Source organism: Sphingomonas chungangi (assembly GCF_013778325.1).
Classification (GTDB): domain Bacteria; phylum Pseudomonadota; class Alphaproteobacteria; order Sphingomonadales; family Sphingomonadaceae; genus Solisphingomonas; species Solisphingomonas chungangi.
Genome location: NZ_JACEIB010000027.1, coordinates 157,949 through 174,055 on the forward strand (window position 1 = coordinate 157,949; position 16,107 = coordinate 174,055).

13 protein-coding genes are annotated in these 16,107 nt (G+C 66.2%); 2 read left to right on the plus strand and 11 right to left on the minus strand.

The features are described from left to right. Positions 1-54: 54 nt before the first annotated feature. The 11 genes from HZF05_RS18595 to HZF05_RS18645 all read right to left on the minus strand — a co-directional run bounded on the left by HZF05_RS18595 (position 55) and on the right by HZF05_RS18645 (position 11,691). Positions 55-414, minus strand: a complete 360-nt coding sequence (locus HZF05_RS18595) for a GFA family protein (RefSeq protein WP_246332090.1) — start codon at positions 412-414, stop codon at positions 55-57. 20 nt (positions 415-434) lie between these two features. Then, positions 435-1,748 carry an omega-aminotransferase AptA gene (gene aptA / locus HZF05_RS18600; protein ID WP_160363987.1) on the minus strand — a complete coding sequence of 438 codons (1,314 nt, stop codon included), beginning with the start codon at positions 1,746-1,748 and terminating at the stop codon, positions 435-437. 2 nt (positions 1,749-1,750) lie between these two features. Further along, complete coding sequence (locus HZF05_RS18605) at positions 1,751-3,106, minus strand: glutamine synthetase family protein (protein ID WP_160363988.1); 1,356 nt, start codon at positions 3,104-3,106, stop codon at positions 1,751-1,753. Between the two features lie 2 nt (positions 3,107-3,108). Further along, positions 3,109-4,524, minus strand: coding sequence for an aspartate aminotransferase family protein (locus HZF05_RS18610; protein WP_160363989.1), 1,416 nt, complete (start codon positions 4,522-4,524; stop codon positions 3,109-3,111). Then, positions 4,521-5,282 carry a gamma-glutamyl-gamma-aminobutyrate hydrolase family protein gene (locus tag HZF05_RS18615; protein ID WP_160363990.1) on the minus strand — a complete coding sequence of 254 codons (762 nt, stop codon included), beginning with the start codon at positions 5,280-5,282 and terminating at the stop codon, positions 4,521-4,523. Before HZF05_RS18615 ends, HZF05_RS18610 begins: the two co-directional genes overlap by 4 nt. Continuing rightward, positions 5,279-6,397, minus strand: coding sequence for an ABC transporter ATP-binding protein (locus tag HZF05_RS18620; RefSeq protein WP_160363991.1), 1,119 nt, complete (start codon positions 6,395-6,397; stop codon positions 5,279-5,281). The genes HZF05_RS18615 and HZF05_RS18620 overlap by 4 nt, the downstream gene beginning before the upstream one ends. 1 nt (position 6,398) lies before the next feature. Continuing rightward, the gene (locus HZF05_RS18625; RefSeq protein ID WP_160363992.1) at positions 6,399-7,238 is read right to left on the minus strand and encodes an ABC transporter permease; all 840 of its coding nucleotides are present in this window, start codon (positions 7,236-7,238) and stop codon (positions 6,399-6,401) included. Then, positions 7,235-8,098 (minus strand): ABC transporter permease, encoded by an 864-nt coding sequence (locus HZF05_RS18630; RefSeq protein WP_160363993.1) that lies wholly within the window; start codon positions 8,096-8,098, stop codon positions 7,235-7,237. The genes HZF05_RS18625 and HZF05_RS18630 overlap by 4 nt, the downstream gene beginning before the upstream one ends. 117 nt (positions 8,099-8,215) lie before the next feature. Further along, positions 8,216-9,589 carry a glutamine synthetase family protein gene (locus HZF05_RS18635; RefSeq protein ID WP_160363994.1) on the minus strand — a complete coding sequence of 458 codons (1,374 nt, stop codon included), beginning with the start codon at positions 9,587-9,589 and terminating at the stop codon, positions 8,216-8,218. Beyond that, positions 9,586-11,067 (minus strand): aldehyde dehydrogenase, encoded by a 1,482-nt coding sequence (locus HZF05_RS18640; protein ID WP_160363995.1) that lies wholly within the window; start codon positions 11,065-11,067, stop codon positions 9,586-9,588. Before HZF05_RS18640 ends, HZF05_RS18635 begins: the two co-directional genes overlap by 4 nt. A 72-nt stretch (positions 11,068-11,139) precedes the next feature. Beyond that, positions 11,140-11,691, minus strand: coding sequence for a gamma carbonic anhydrase family protein (locus HZF05_RS18645; RefSeq protein ID WP_343046922.1), 552 nt, complete (start codon positions 11,689-11,691; stop codon positions 11,140-11,142). 206 nt (positions 11,692-11,897) lie between these two features. Here HZF05_RS18645 and HZF05_RS18650 point away from each other — a divergent pair, with 206 nt between their 5' ends. Continuing rightward, positions 11,898-14,420, plus strand: a complete 2,523-nt coding sequence (locus tag HZF05_RS18650; RefSeq protein ID WP_160363997.1) for a TonB-dependent receptor — start codon at positions 11,898-11,900, stop codon at positions 14,418-14,420. A 105-nt stretch (positions 14,421-14,525) separates the two neighbouring features. Continuing rightward, positions 14,526-16,100 (plus strand): tryptophan halogenase family protein, encoded by a 1,575-nt coding sequence (locus tag HZF05_RS18655; RefSeq protein ID WP_246332091.1) that lies wholly within the window; start codon positions 14,526-14,528, stop codon positions 16,098-16,100. Positions 16,101-16,107 lie beyond the last annotated feature (7 nt).

The following is a 16,107-nucleotide window of genomic DNA, read 5'->3' on the forward strand; positions in this document are numbered from 1 at the left end:
CGGGCATTGTTGACGGCCGATGCTGCAATGCAGAAACATTTGCCCGGGGTCCGCTCAGACCGGATAGGCTCCATCGAACTTGACGATTTTGGCAGCAAGCCCGTGCCCTTCGTCGAGGCAATGCCAGTGGATGCTGATCCCGTCGGGGTGTGAGCGCGGGCGATAAAAGCTCTTGATGCCGCATTGCGTGCAGAAGATGTGCCGTGCCCGGCCGGTGCCGAAGCGGTAGGCGGTGGTGTCCCTCTGGCCCTCGACCAACTTGAACTTGTCGTCCGGCAAGATCAGGTGGAGATAGCCGGACATGCGGCAGATGTCGCAATCGCAGTCCAGCACCTCGACTTCGGGGCCGTCCACATACGCTTCGAAGCGGACCATGCCGCAATGGCAGCCGCCTTCCACTTTCATCGTCGTCATGGCGCGGCGCTTTAGCGGGTTCAGGCGGCGGTGACGATGGCCTTGCGCAGCTTGTCGGCGATCTCGCCGATGTCCGCCTCGCTGGCGATCAGCGGGGGCGAGAGCGCGATCGTATCGGCGGTGGCGCGGACCAGCAGGCCGTCGTCGAAGGCGCGGTGGAACACCGCCTTGCCGCGCGCGCCGATTGCATCGGGCTTCGCCTTCATCTCGACACCTGCAACGAAGCCGATGGTGCGGATGTCCTGCACCACATCAAGGTCGCGCAGCGCGTGGATCGCATCGGCCCACGGCCCGGCCAGCGCCGCACCGCGCTCGAACAGGCCTTCATCGGCATAGATGCCCAGCGTCGCGAGGCCGGCAGCGGCGGCTAGCGGATGGCCCGAATAGGTGTAGCCGTGCGCCAGCTCGATCCCCGGCGGCGCATTGTCGACGATACCGTCATGGATGAACTCGGCGCAGGCCACCGCGCCCATCGGCACCGCGCCGTTGGTGAGGCCCTTGGCCATGGTGATCATATCCGGCGTGACGCCAAAGGCCTGCGCCGCGAATGCCGCGCCGACGCGGCCGAAGCCGGTGATCACCTCGTCGAAGATCAGCAGGATGCCGTGCTTGCTCGTGATCGCGCGCAGCTTCTCCAGATAGCCCTTGGGCGGCGGAAGCACGCCGGTGGAGCCCGCCATCGGCTCGACGATCACCGCCGCGATGGTCTCGGCGCCGTGGAGGTTGATCAGCGCCTCCAGTTCGTCGGCGAGATGCGCGCCCCATTCGGGCTGGCCGCGCGTGAATGCCTGGTGTTCGGCATTGTAGGTGTGGGTCAGGTGATCGACGCCGGGCAGCGACAGGAATTGCCGCCGGTTGCCGACGATCCCACCCACCGAGATGCCGCCGAAATTGACGCCGTGATAGCCGCGCTGGCGCCCGATCAGCCGCGTCCGCGTCCCCTGCCCGATCGAGCGCTGGTAGGCGAGCGCGATCTTGAGCGCGGTGTCGACCGATTCCGATCCGCTGTTGGTGAAGAAGATGCGGTCCAGCCCCTCGGGCGTGATCTCGGCCAGCTTCGTGGCGAGGCGGAAGACGCTCGGATGCGCCAGCTGGAACGTCGGCGCGAAATCCAGTTCGCCCGCCGCCTCGGCGATCGCCTGGGTGATCGGCTCGCGGCAGTGCCCGGCATTGACGCACCACAGGCCGCCGGTGCCGTCCAGCACCTGCCGCCCGTCCGGCGTCCAGTAATGCATGCCCTTGGCCCTCTCGAACATGCGCGGCTCGGCCTTGTAGCCGCGATTGTCGGTGAACGGCATCCAGAAGGCGGAGAGGTCGTTGGGCATGCCGGTCATGATCACACCTTCAGCAACAGATGGTCCCGCTCCCACGAGCTGATCACACCCTCATAGGCGTTGAGCTCGTCGGACTTGATGCGGATGAAGGCGCGGACGAAATCCTCGCCGAGGATCTCGATCACTTCCTTGCACTGGGTGAAGCGGAACAGCGCCTCGTCCAGATTGCGCGGCAGGGTGCGGGCGTGGCGATAGGCGTTGCCCTCCACCATCGCCTCCGGCTTGATGCCGTCGCGCACGCCGATATAGCCGCACACCAGCGACGCCGCGATCGCCAGATAGGGGTTGGAATCGGCCCCCGGCACGCGGTTTTCGATACGGGTGTTGGGCATGTCGGTGATCGGCACGCGCAAGCCGCAGGACCGGTTGTCATAGCCCCATTGCAGGTTGATCGGAGCAGAGTGGTCGGGCCGCATCCGGCGGAAGCTGTTGACGTTGGGCGCGAACAGTGGCGCCACTTCGGGGAGCAGCGTCTGCATTCCGCCGACGAAGTGGCGGAAGGTCTTGCTCAGCCCCTCCTTGCCCTTGCCATCCCCGAACAGGTTCTTGCCGGTCTTGGCATCCACCGCGGAGATATGCTGGTGCATCGCCGAGCCGGGCTGGTTCTCGTGCGGTTTCGCCATGAAGGTGGCGTAGACGCCGTGCTTGAGCGCCACCTGCCGGACGATGCGCTTGAACAGGATCACCTGATCGCACAGGTGGATGGGATCGCCGTGGTTGAAGTTGATCTCGAGTTGGGCGGTGCCCGCCTCGTGGATCATCGTGTCGAGGTGGAGCGAGGCCACCTCGGCATAGTCGTAGATATCCTCGATCAGGTCCTCATACTCGGTGACCGCTTCGAGGCCGTAAGGCTGCGGCGATGTCTCGGCGCGGCCCGAGCGCCCGGCGGGCGGCTCCAGCGGCAGATCGGGATCGGTGTTGATCTGGGTGAGATAGAATTCGAGCTCGGGCGCGACGAATATCTTCCAGCCCATCTCGTCGTAGAGCTCGAGCACCTTCTTGAGCACGTAGCGTGGGCTGGTCTCGTAGGGGCCGCCGCCCTTGTGGTGCGCGTCGGCGAAGACGAAGGCGGTCGGCGTCTTGAAGCCCGGCGCGACGCAGAGCGTGTCGACATCGGGATGCAGCGAGACATCGCGGTCCTGGAAAGACTCCTCGTCGCCCGGCTCGTCGGCATATTGGCCGGTGACGGTGACCGAGAAGATGCTCGACGGCATGCGCAGGCTGTCGTTCTGGACCGAAGAGACGAACTTGTTCGCCGGCCACACCTTGCCGCGGATGACCCCGTTCATGTCCGGCACGAGGCACTCCACCTCGCTGATCCGTTTTTCCTTGATCCAGTTGGCGAAATCCTCGGCCATGATCAGAGCCCCTCGCCCGCGCCTTCGAGTACCGGCATGTCCAGCGCCCTCAACGTCTCGCTCGTCTCGTCCAGCGCGGCGGCTATGATCGAGACCATGCGATCGATCTCCTCGTGGGTCATCACATAAGGCGGGCACATGACAAGGCTGTCGCGCACCGCGCGGACCATCAGGCCGCGTCCGATACAGGCGTCGCGGACGATCGGGCCGGCCAGCCCTTCCTTGCCGCCGAAGCGGCGGTTGGTGCCCTTGCGCGCAACGATCTCGATTGCGCCGATGAAGCCCAGCGAGCGCGCCTCGCCGACCAGCGGGTGATCGGAGAGCTTGGCCAGCGCCTTGGCAAAATACGGCCCGATGTCGTCGCGCACCCGATCCACCAGCTTCTCGCGCTCGATGATCTCGATGTTGCGGAGCGCCACGGCAGCGGCGACCGGATGGCCCGAATAGGTGTAGCCATGGACGAAATCGTCATCGACCGAACGCAGCGTCTCGACGATGTCCGACGAAACGGCGGTGGCCGAGATCGGCATATAGCCCGAGGACAGGCCCTTCGCCATGCTGACGATATCCGGCGTGATCCCGAAATGCTGGAAGCCGAACCATTCGCCCAGGCGCCCGAAGCCGCAGATCACCTCGTCCGACACCAGCAGGATGCCGTATTTCCGGCACACCGCCTCGACGCCCTTCCAGTAGCCATCCGGCGGGATGATCACGCCGCCCGCGCCCTGCACCGGCTCGCCGATGAAGGCCGCGACCTTCTCCGGGCCGACCGCGAGGATGCGGTCCTCGATGTCCTGCACCGCGCGGGCGCAGAAATCGGCCGGGTCTTCGTCGAAGCCGTCACCGAAGACGTAAGGCTGCATGACATGCTCGACGCCGGGGATCGGCAGGTCGCCCTGCACGTGCATGTAGCTCATGCCGCCGAGGCTGGCGCCCGCCACGGTCGATCCGTGATAGGCGTTGCGGCGGCTGATGAAGACCTTGCGCTCGGGCTCGCCCTTGATGCCCCAATAGGTGCGGACCAGCCGGAATACCGTATCGTTCGATTCCGATCCGGAAGAGTTGAAGAAGATATGCTGCAGGTCGCCACCCAGCAGCCCGGCCAGCTTGGCCGCCAGCTCGATCGGCGGCGGCGTCGCGGTGCGGAAGAAGGTATTGTAGAAGGGCAGTTCGAGCATCTGCTCGCGCGCCACCTCGGCGAGTTCGGCGCGTCCGTAGCCGACATCGACGCACCACAGGCCCGCCATGCCGTCGAGGATGGCGTTGCCGTCGCCATCGAAGATCGTCGAGCCCTCGGCATGGACGATGATCCGGCTACCGCCGATGTCGCGCTGGAGCTTGTAGGAGGATTGCGCGGGCAGGTGGTGCGCGACGTCGAGGCGCTTGAGTTCGGCGATGTCGTGATTGCGGCGGGTCATGGGACCTTCTCCGGTGAGGTGGCCGGTTCGCCCCGCAAGGCCCGGCCGAAGATTTGGAAGACACCCTGCGAGGCGGCATCCCGGTCGGTCTGCCATTCGGGGTGCCACTGGACAGCGAGCACGGCCGCGCCGTTGGGGCTGGCCGAGACGGCCTCGATCACCCCGTCCGGCGCCTCGGCTTCCACCGACAGGCCCTCGCCCAGCCGGTCGACGCCCTGATAGTGGACCGAATTCACCGTCAGCCGCTCGCGCCCGAAGGCGCTGGCTAGGATGCCACCGGGCGTAAGGATCACATCATGCTCATGCCCGAACATTGCGGCGAGCGGCACGCCTTCCGGCGCATGGTGGTTGAGCGTCCGCCCCTCGTCGCCGAGATCGCGCGCCAGCGTACCGCCGAACGCGACATTGAGCTCCTGGAACCCCCGGCAGATGCCGAGCACCGGCCGCGCGCGATCGACCATCGCCGCGATCAGCCGCGCGGTCATCTCGTCGCGGCCGAGGTCGAACGGGCCGTTGCCCTCGCTCGCATCGCCGTAGCGCGCCGGCGCGACGTTGGAGGGGCTGCCGGTCAGCAGCAGCCCGTCGAGCCGCGCCGCCACCGCCTTCGGATCGATCAGGTCCGGCCGCGCCGGGATCAGCACCGCATCGACATCGGCGTTGCGGATCACCGCCTCCATATAGCGTTCGATGACGAGCTGCGCCGTCTCGTCGCCATAGGGCCGCGTGTCCGCCGAGATGCCGATAAGCGGGCGGGTCACGACAGCAGCACCGCCGGCGACTGCGGCGACCAGCTCAGCCACACCGGCTGGTCATAGTCGAAGCCACGATCCTCGTAGCGCCGCACGTTCGAGCGCAGCACCTTGATCATCCGGCCGCCCGCCGCCTCGATCTCGTAAACGGTCTCGCTGCCGAGATAGGAATAATGCCGTACCGTGCCGGCAAGCATGTTGGCGCCCTCGGGCGTGCCGGCTGCAACCGGCGGTCGATGGCCACCCTCCTCCCGATGCGACAGCTCGATCTTCTCGGGTCTGAGCGCCGCCCATACCGTGCCGCCGGTCGCGCCCGTCACGCCATGATCGACCCAGACGCGGGCGCCGTCCGCCTCGATCAGCGCCTGGCTCGTCTCGTCGATCACCAGCTTGCCCTCGAACAGGTTCACGCTGCCGATGAAATCCGCGACGAAGCGGTTGGCGGGATATTCGTAAAGATCGCTCGGCGTCGCCACCTGCTGCAGCACGCCCTTGTTCATCACGCCGCAGCGGCAGGCCATCGCCAGCGCCTCGTCCTGGTCGTGCGTGACCATCACGAAGGTGACGCCCACCTTGTCCTGAATGATCGCGAGTTCGGAGCGCATCGCCTCGCGCAACTTGGCGTCGAGCGCGGAGAGCGGCTCGTCGAGCAGCAGCACACGCGGGCGCTTCACCAGCGCGCGGGCCAAAGCGACGCGCTGTCGTTGGCCGCCGGACAACTGATCCGGTTTGCGCTTCTCGAAGCCATCAAGCTTCACCAGCCCAAGCGCTTCCTGCACGCGCTGCGCGCGCTCATCCTTGGCTACGCCGTCGATGCGCAGGCCGTAGCCGACATTCTGCTCCACCGTCATGTGCGGGAAAACCGCATAGGACTGGAACACCATGTTGACCGGACGCTTGTTGGGCGGGATGCCCTCCATGTCCTTGCCGTCGATCAGGATGCGGCCCTCGGTCGGCACCTCGAGCCCCGCCAGCATGCGCAACAAGGTCGTCTTGCCGCAGCCCGAAGGCCCGAGCAGCGCGAAGAACTCACCCTCCTCGATGGCGAGGTCCACATTGTCCACCGCGGCGAAATCGCCGAAGCGCTTGCAGACGCCCTCGATCCGGATCAGCGGCTCGGCCAAATCACTGTCCCCCTTCCATCTTAGCGACGTCCTTGCCCTGCATCTTCAGGCCGATCGCGGTCAGCAGCACCGTCACCACGATCAGCAGCGTGGACGCCGCATTCACCTCGGGCGTCACCGAGAAGCGCACCATCGAATAGACCTTCACCGGGAAGGTCACGGTGTCCGGCCCAGCGGTGAAGAAGGTGATCACGAAATCGTCGAGGCTGAGCGTGAAGGCGAGCAACGCGCCGGCGATCAGCGCAGGCTTCATGTGCGGCACCAGCACGTCCATGAAGGCGCGCCATTCCGAGGCCCCGAGATCCTTCGCCGCCTCCTCCAGCTCGCGGTTGAACGAGGCGAGGCGCGCGCGGACGATCACCGCCACGAACGGGAAGCTGAACGAGATGTGCGCGATGATGATCGCGCCGAGGCTGAACGGCCACGGCAGGTCGTCCGGCCACGGCATGACGCGCGAGAAGAAGACCAGCATGGCGACGCCCATGCAGATTTCCGGCACCACGATCGGCAGCGCCAGCGCACCCTCGAAGGCGGGCTTCAGCGGGAAGCGGAAGCGCCAGCACGCCACCGCCACCATCGCGCCGAGGATCAGGCTGACGACGGTCGAGATCGCCGCGATGGTCAGCGAGTTGCCGAATGCGGTCAGTAGGTCGCTGTCCTGGAAGACGGCGCCGTACCAGTCGAGCGTGAAGCCCTGCCAGACGATGTTGCGGCGGCTGTCGTTGAAGCTGAACGCCATCAGCGTCAGCAGCGGCGCATAGAGGAAGATCGCGACCAGCACGAGCCACAGCCTCAGCGGCCAGCGGGAAAGATAGTCGAGCGGGGCAGCTTTCTTGCTCATTGCTCCAGCCCCTTCCGGCGCTTCGCCACCAGCCCCTGCGCGGCTATCGCGAAGAAGGTGAGGTACATGAGGATGAAGGAGAGCGCGGAGCCGAACGGCCAGTCGTTGGCGCGCTTGAACTGGCGCTCGATGACGTTGGCGATCATCTGGCTGTCCGGCCCGCCGAGCAGGTCCGGCGTCAGGTAGGAGCCGAGCGCCGGGATGAAGGTGATCAGCAGGCCCGAAAGGATGCCAGGCAAAGCTAGCGGCACCACGACCTCGAAGATCGTGCGGATGTGCCCCGCGCCAAGATCGAGGCTCGCCTCCAGCAGCGAGCGATCGAGCCGGTCGAGCGCGGAATAGAGGGGCAGCACGAGGAAGGGCAAGTTGACGTAGACCAGCCCGAACACCACCGCGAAATTGTTGTGCAGTAACGGCCACGGCCCCAGCCCCACCCAGCCGAGCATGTCGTTGACGAAGCCTTCGGTGCGGAGAACCGCCATCAGCGCGTAGGTGCGGACCAGCAGGTTGGTCCAGAAGGGCAGCATGATCAGCAGCAGCAGCCACACCTTCTGGCGATCGGATGAAAAGGTGATCGCCAGCGCCACCGGAAAGCCGACGACGAGGCACAGGAAAGTGGTCAGCGCCGCATACCAGAGCGACTTCACGAACACCTCGATATAGACCGGATCGGCGATGCGGACGTAGTTCGAGAAGGTGCCGTTGATGTCGATGTCGGTGAGGCCCTGGGTGGTGCCGAAGCTGTAGGCCCAGATGATCGCCAGCGGCACGAGGAAGAAGAACAGCAGCCACAGAGCCGGCGCGGTGAACACTGCGGCGAAGGGGCCTTTGGCGCGAGACCAAGGCTGCTCGGTGCTCATCCCAGCCTCTCCACCAAAATCCCGTTCGTCCTGAGCGAAGTCGAAGGACAGGCAGCGGGCGCCGCGCTTGCGGCACGTCCTTCGACAGGCTCAGGACGAACGGAGAGGCGCGTCGCGTCACGCATTCTGGAGATACCAGTCGTGATCGAGGGAGGTGACGACCGCGTTGAACCGTGCTTGCTCGGTGCGCTTCACGGTGGCGTAGAGATCGACGAAAGCGTCGCCGAGATACTCGCTCATCACGCTCGACGCCGCGAAGCGATCGATCGCCTTGAGCCAGTCGGTCGGCAGCGGATCGCCCGCCGCGACCGGGGCGGAATAGCCGTCGCCATGCGTCATTGCACCGGGATCGAGCTTGTTGGTCAGGCCGTAATGGGCACCGGCCAGCACCACGGCGAGCGCGAGATATGGGTTGGCGTCGGCACCCGCGACGCGATGCTCCACCCGGCGCGAGGCGGCCGAGCCCGCCGGAATGCGCAGCGCCACGGTGCGGTTGTTGACGCCCCAGGTCGGCGACACCGGCGCGTAGCTGCGCGCGACGTAGCGGCGGAAGCTGTTGGCGTTGGGCGCCAGCACCGCCATCGCATCGGCCATCGTCTGTGCCATGCCGCCAATCGCGTGGCGAAGCTGCTCCGTCCCCTCGGCCGCGTCTGACGCGAAGATGTTGGCGCAATTGGCGTCCAGCATAGACATGTGGATGTGCATGCCGGAGCCTGCGATCTCGGCGAAGGGCTTGGCCATGAAGGTCGCCTCGCAGCCGAGCGGGCGGGCGACGCCCTTGGCCATGCGCTTGAACAGCACCGCGTCGTCGCCCGCCGCCAGCGCGTCGGCCTTGTGGTGAAGCGTCAGTTCGAGCTGCCCCGGCGAGGCCTCGGAACTGGCGCCCTCGACCGGCACGCCCTGCGCATCGGCGGCCTTCCACAAGGCGCGGAGGAAATCGGCGGCATCCTCGGTCTCAGGCAGGCCGTGCGCCTCGTTGGCGACGGGCTTGCGCCGCGTGAAAGGCGAACTCCTCAGCGACACCCGGCCCCGCCGGCTCTCGACGAGGTAGAATTCCATCTCGCACGCCACCATCGGCGTCAGGCCATCGGCGGCGTACCGATCCAACACCCGCTGCAGCACCGCGCGCGGATCGAACGGCGTCACCTCCCCGCCGAGATCGTGGAGCGAGCACATCACCTGCGCCGCATCCTCGCCGATCCACGGCGCGGGGACGATGCCGCCGGGCACCGCGCAGGCAATGCGATCGGCGTCGCCCGTCTCCCACACCATGCCGGTGTCCTCGCAATCGGCGCCGAGGATATCGACCGCCACGATCGAGCCGGGCAGGAAGGCCGAACCCTCGTACAGCTTCATCACTTCGGACCGCCGCAGGCGCTTGCCGCGCGGCACCCCAGTGAGCGAGGTGAAGAACATCTCGAAAAATTCGACGTCGGGATGCGCGGCGAGGAAGTCCCGCGCTTCCCGCGCCTCGGCCTGAAACCCGCTCATGCGGCACCCGTGAAGCTGATCGTCACCGCCTTGAGGTCCGCATATTTCTCCAGCGCGTGCATCGAGCGATCGCGCCCGAAGCCGGACTGGCGGAAGCCGCCGAACGGCATGGTGATATCGCAGGCATCCCAGCCGTTGATCCAGACGAGGCCCGACCGGATCCTGCGCGCCGCACGATGGGCGAGGTTGACGTCCGCCGTCCACACGCCCGCCGCGAGGCCGTAGATGGTGGAATTGGCCAGCTTGAAAGCCTCCTCCGGCGTATCGAAGCCGATCGCGCCCAGCACCGGGCCGAATACCTCTTCGGTCGCCAGCGCGGACGACGGATCGACGCCGTCGAAGATGGTCGGCGTGATGTAGAAGCCGCCGCTCTCCTCGCGCACGCGGTGGCCGCCGATCAGCAGCTTCGCTCCGTCCGCCTTGGCCCGCTCGATGCGGCGGAGAACGCCGTTCATCTGCTCCTCGCTCACCATCGCGCCGAAGCGGGTGGCGGGATCGAGCGGGTCGCCCGGCACGATCGTCTTCGCCACCGCGACGACGCGCTCCAGAAACTCCGCCTTGATGCTGTTCTGCACCAGCAGCCGCGATCCGGCGGTGCAAACCTCGCCCTGGTTGAAGAAGATCGCCCACGCCGCCGCCTGCGCCGCCGCCTCCATGTCCGGGCAATCGGCAAACACGATCTGCGGAGACTTGCCGCCCAGTTCCAGCGAGACGCGCTTGAGATTGCTCTCGCCGGCATAGCGCATCAGCAGGCCGCCCACGGGGCCGGAGCCGGTGAAGGCGATCATGTCCACGTCCATATGCCTGGCGAGCGCCTGCCCCGTCATCTCACCGGTGCCGGGGATGACGTTGAGCACACCCGCAGGCAGCCCCGCCTCCAGCGCCAGTTCGCCCAGCCGGATCGCGGTGAGCGGGGACTGCTCGGCGGGCTTCAGCACCACCGAATTGCCCATCGCCAGCGCCGGCGCGACCTTCCATGCCGCCATGTTGAGCGGGAAATTCCACGGCACGATGCAGCCGATCACGCCGAGCGGCTCGTGCTGCACCCAGGAGATGCGGCCAGGATGGTGCGGCCCGACCTCGCCATACACCTTGTCCAGCGCCTCGGCATAATAGCGGAAGGTCTTGACCGAGGCCGGGATGTCGAAGGCGCGCGCGTCGGCGACGGGCTTGCCCATGTCGAGGCTTTCCAGCGTCGCCAGTTCGTCGAGGTTCGCCTCGATCAGGTCGGCGAGCCTGAACAGCACCGCTTTCTTGTCGTTGTAGGGCAGGTCGCCCCAGCGCCCATCCTCAAAGGCCGCTCGCGCCGAGGCGACCGCGCGATCGACGTCCGCCGGACTGCACAGCGCGACCTTTCCGATCAGGCTTCCGTCGCGTGGCGTCACATTGTCGAAGACATCGGACGATACCACCGGAACACCGTCGATGATCGCATCGCCGGGCATCCGGAGCCCTTCGATCGTCACCGCATCGGTCATGATTCCCCCGCTTACCCGGTCACTGTGATCACAGCCTAGCTCAAGTCCGGGGAGCCGCCAACCCCGCTTTCGCTAGAGCGGCTTCAAATCGCGCAGATAGCGCCTGGCATTCTCGGCATAGTGCGCGGCGCCCTGCCGCATGCCGGCGATCTGCGCGTCGTTCAGGGCGCGCACCAGCTTGGCCGGGCGCCCGGCCCAGAGTTCGCCCGCGCGCACCGCCTTGCCGCCGGTCAGTAATGCTCCCGCACCGAGCATCCCGTCGCCTTCGACCCTCGAGCCGTTGAGTAGAGTGGTACTCAGCCCCACGAAGCCGCGATCCTCGATCGTCGCTCCGTGCAGCATCACCATGTGACCGACCAGCACGTCGTCGCCGATGATCGTCGGGAATCCCTTGTCGGCATGGATGGTCGTTCCGTCCTGGATGTTGGTCCGCGCGCCGATCCGGATCGCCTCGACGTCCGCGCGCAACACGCAGTTGAACCATATGCTCGATCCCGCGCCGATCTCGACGTCGCCAACCACCACCACGCCGGGCGCCAGGAACACGTCGTCGGCGATGCGCGGCACGAGATCGCCCAGCGCATAGACCTGTCCACCGCCCCAGCGCGCCGAATCAACCTGCACATCCGCCTCCGTCGAAACCATCCACGATGCTATCGCAGCCACATGGAACGACAAGGACGGCTGAACGGGACATGACTGAAATGCCGGATTTCCGCGCGGTTACGGACGTGACAGACAACGATGTCAAAAACTTTTGACATCCTTGTCATATTGGGAGTAGAGGCTCGCCAACCCCGTGAAAGACGGGTGAACTCTGGGAGGGATGCATGACCCGGCATAGTCTTGCCGCGAGCACGGCGCTCGTGGCTTCTCTTATCTTCACGTCCGCCGCTTTCGCACAGGATGCCGCGCCGGTCGCCGCTCCGGCGCCGGCCGCGGACAGCGGCCAGGTGCAGGACATCGTCGTCACCGCCACCAAGCGCGAGACCAGCCTGCAGCGCACCCCGATCGCCATTTCCGCCTTCAGCCAGGCCAGCCTCGACAAGCAGCAGGTGAAGGACGTCACCGGTCTCGCCGATTTCGTGCCCAGCCTGCACTTCGCCCAGCAGGGCGATCAGGGCGGCATCCTGCTCACCATGCGCGGCATCGGCAACGACAGCGCCTATACCGAGGTCGCCGACCCCGAAGTCGCGATCTACATCGACGGCCTCTATTCGGCCCGTGCGCAGGGCGCCTCCGTGCTGCTCTACGACATGGAGCGCGTCGAAGTGCTGCGCGGCCCGCAGGGCACTTTGTTCGGCCGTAACGCGACCGTCGGCGCGATCAACATGGTCACCGCCAAGCCGACCTTCGACGGCTTCCACGCCAACGTCGAGGCCGTGGGCGGCTCCTACAACCGCTTCGGCGTCAAGGGGATGATCAACATCCCGGTGACCGACAATTTCGCGCTGCGCGCCGCCTTCATCACCGATCGCCATGACGGCTATATTGATTATCAGCCGGCGCCGAACGTTACCGGCGTCAATGCGTCGGCCTTCGTGACCGGCGGCAAGAAATATTATGCCGGCGACCAGAAGTCGTTCCGCGTGTCGGGCCGCTGGGATCTCGGCCGCTTCAAGTGGAACCTGAACGGCGAATATTACAAGGACACCGGTTCGCCGATCCTGTCGCTTATGCAGACCCCGCGCGCCGGCCAGAAGTTCTGGTCCGCCTCGGTCGATACCGCGCCGGAGACGGATCGCTATTCGTGGAGCGTCCGCTCCAACATGACCTATGACGTCTCCGATCATATCGAGGCGGCGTATATCGCGGGCTTCTCGCGGGTCGGCGGCACGGCGGATTCGGATGCGGATGCCGGCGCGCACCTGCCCTTTATCGACGATACGGGCGCGCTCCAGCTGCCGAACGGGGCTTTCGGCGAGAACCGCACCTCTTACTCGCGCTACGACTTTTGGAGCCACGAACTCCAGCTGAAGTCGACCGGCCACAACACGATCGACTGGATCCTCGGCGGTTACTACAGCCACGAAGTCAACAAGATCCGTTTCGACATCGATCAGCGCAACGGCTACCGCGACGGCACCTTCAACTGGGCCGGCACCTTCATCCAGGCGGACCGCGAGATCGACTCGCGCGCCGCGTTCGGCCAGGCGATCTGGCACGTCAACAACTGGATCAACCTGACCGGCGGCATCCGCTACACGTCCGACAAGAAGAAGGACATCGGCGGCCGCAACATCACCTATTGCGGAGCGCCCAACGACGGCAACCCGAACTGCTACAACACGCCGAACATTCCGGGCATCTTCAACATCGATCTCAATGGCGCCGGCAACGCGCAGGACGTGGTGAACGCGCTCAACGCGCAGAGCACTGCGCTCGGCTACGGCAATCTGTGGGGCATCTCGCCCAACGACACCCACGGCAAGTGGAACAAAGTGACCTGGCTGGCCCGCGCCGACGCGCAGGTGACGCCCGGCACTCTGGTCTACGGATCGGTCAGCACCGGCTTCAAGTCCGGCAACATCGAGGATGGCGGCCTGCTCGCCGGCCCCGAGACGCTGACCAACTACGAGGTCGGCTCGAAATCGAAGCTGTTCGGCGGCCACGCCACCCTGAACCTCGCGGCCTATTACGAGGACTTCAAGGGCTATCAGGTCAACCAGGCGGTGACGACGGTCGATACGTCCGGCAACATCACCGGCAGCCAGATCGTCACCACTAACGCCAAGGGCGCCAAGGCCTACGGCTTCGAGGCCGAGCTGACCGCGAACCTGACGCGGCTGGATCGCGTGACCTTCGCGGGCACCTACCAGCACACCAAGTTCGACAGCCTGATCACGCAGGACGGCCGGCTCTATCTGGGCCCGGACGTCAAGGACGGCCTGCCGCTCCGTGGCCTGGAAAACCTGAAGGGCAACGAGCTTCCGCACGCACCGCACTTCTCGATGACCACCACCTACGAGCATGATTTCGAGCTCGCCAACGGCGCTCGCATCACGCCGCGCGGTACGGTGCATTACGAGACGCGTAGCTGGCTGAGCTACTTCAACGGCGACGATGCCTCCCGCTACGGCGGCCCGGGGACCGATCCAAACCATGTCGACCTGAACTTCGGCACCGCGTTCGACAAGCAGAAGGCCTATGCCAAGATCGATCTCGGCCTGACCTACGCCTCGCCGGACGACCGGTACGAGATCGAGGCCTTCTCGCTCAACGTCACCGACAAGCGCATCCGTACGGGCGCCAGCGTCTCCGGCCCGACCGCGTCGCCGCCGCAGCCGACGGTGTTCCTGTCCAATTACGAGCCGCCGCGCACCTGGGGCGTGCGCGTCCGGGCCAAGTTCTAAGGCTTCCCCCTGCCCGGCTCGCGTGAGCCGGGCACTCGCGGCCATCGCTGGATGTCTCTGGCGGTGGCCGCATTTTCTTCGGAAAAAGGCGACCTCTCTCCACAGATGAAGAAGGTCGAAGACATCATGGGCAAGCGCATCGTGATCGTGGGCGGTGGGACCGCCGGGTGGCTGACCGCCGCCTATCTCTCCCGGGCGCTCCCCTCCACCGATCAGGCGAACGGCTGGGCGATCACGCTCGTCGAATCATCCGAAATCGGCACGATCGGCGTCGGCGAGGGCAGCTTCCCGTCGCTGCGCAGCACACTGGCCACGCTCGGCCGATCCGAGGCCGAATTCCTCCGCGCCAGCGATGCGACCTTCAAGCAGGGCGTGCGCTTCGTCGGATGGGCAGGCGGCCCGACGCCGGGCTCCAACGCCGACGATTATTTCCACCCGTTCAACTTGCCCTTCGGCGGCGACACGCCGGGGCTGCTGCCTTACTGGCTGGACAGCGCGCCCGATCCGGCGCGCCCGTCCTACGCCGACGCCGTCACCGTGCAGGAGCGGCTGATCCGCGCCGACAAGGGGCCGAAGCGGCGCGAGGACCCCGATTTCTCGGGCCCGATGAACTACGCCTATCATTTCGACGCCGGGAAGCTGGCCGCGTGGCTGCGCGAGGTTTCGACGGCCAACGGCATCGCCCGGATCGAGGGAACCGTCGCGACCGTCGCGCGCCGCGAGGATGGAGACATCGCCTCGCTGGCGCTTTCCGACGGACAGAGCATCGAGGGCGACCTCTTCATCGACTGCTCGGGCTTCCGCGCGCTGCTGATCGGCGACACGCTCGGCGCGCCGTTCAAGTCCGTCGAGGACGTGCTGTTCAACGATCGCGCAATCGCGATGCAGGTGCCCGACGAGCGGCCGGGCCAGCCGATCGCCCCTTATACCCGCGCCACCGCGCACGAGGCCGGCTGGATATGGGACATCGGCCTGCCGACGCGGCGCGGCACCGGCTACGTCTATTCGAGCCGCCACATGTCGGACGACGAGGCCGAGCAGGTGATCCGCCGCTATGCCGGTCCGCAGGGCGCGACGCTCAACACCCGCCTGCTGAAATTCCGCACCGGCTATCGGACAAGGCAGTGGATCGGCAACACCGTCGCCATCGGGCTATCCGCTGGCTTCTTCGAGCCGCTGGAATCGACCGGCATCATGCTGATCGAGGTCGCCGCGCGGATGGTCGCCGACATGCTGCGCGGCCCAGTCGACAAGGCCGCGCTGGAGGCCTCGGCGCGCGGCTTCAACCGCCACATGTCCGCCCGCTTCGAGGCGATCGTCGAGTTCCTCAAGCTCCATTATTGCGTCAGCCGCCGCGCCGACACCGCCTATTGGCGCGACAACACCGATCCGGCGAGCTGGCCCGAGGGCCTGAAGGACAAGCTGGCGCAATGGCGCCATCGTTTGGCCTCACGCTTCGATTTCGTTGTCGATTTCGAGACCTTCCTGCCGCCGAGCTGGGCCTACATCCTCCACGGCCTCGGCTACGAGACGGACGCCGGCAAGGGTGCGCTGGCCGCCGATCCGACACGGGCGCGCGAGGCGATCGCCGCCTTCGGCAAGGTCCGCCAGTCGGCACAGGCCGCGCTGCAGGCGCTGCCCGACCACCGTTCCCTCATCGACCAATATCATCGCACCTGAGAGGTAA

Bases quoted from the DNA above. Each gene is read 5' to 3' on its own strand.
- HZF05_RS18630 (WP_160363993.1), bottom strand. From the start codon at position 8,098: ATGAGCACCGAGCAGCCTTGGTCTCGCGCCAAAGGCCCCTTCGCCGCA.
- HZF05_RS18635 (WP_160363994.1), bottom strand. From the start codon at position 9,589: ATGAGCGGGTTTCAGGCCGAGGCGCGGGAAGCGCGGGACTTCCTCGCC.
- HZF05_RS18595 (WP_246332090.1), bottom strand. From the start codon at position 414: ATGACGACGATGAAAGTGGAAGGCGGCTGCCATTGCGGCATGGTCCGC.
- HZF05_RS18625 (WP_160363992.1), bottom strand. From the start codon at position 7,238: ATGAGCAAGAAAGCTGCCCCGCTCGACTATCTTTCCCGCTGGCCGCTG.
- HZF05_RS18655 (WP_246332091.1), top strand. From the start codon at position 14,526: ATGAAGAAGGTCGAAGACATCATGGGCAAGCGCATCGTGATCGTGGGC.
- HZF05_RS18640 (WP_160363995.1), bottom strand. From the start codon at position 11,067: ATGACCGATGCGGTGACGATCGAAGGGCTCCGGATGCCCGGCGATGCG.
- HZF05_RS18605 (WP_160363988.1), bottom strand. From the start codon at position 3,106: ATGGCCGAGGATTTCGCCAACTGGATCAAGGAAAAACGGATCAGCGAG.
- aptA (WP_160363987.1), bottom strand. From the start codon at position 1,748: ATGACCGGCATGCCCAACGACCTCTCCGCCTTCTGGATGCCGTTCACC.
- HZF05_RS18650 (WP_160363997.1), top strand. From the start codon at position 11,898: ATGACCCGGCATAGTCTTGCCGCGAGCACGGCGCTCGTGGCTTCTCTT.
- HZF05_RS18610 (WP_160363989.1), bottom strand. From the start codon at position 4,524: ATGACCCGCCGCAATCACGACATCGCCGAACTCAAGCGCCTCGACGTC.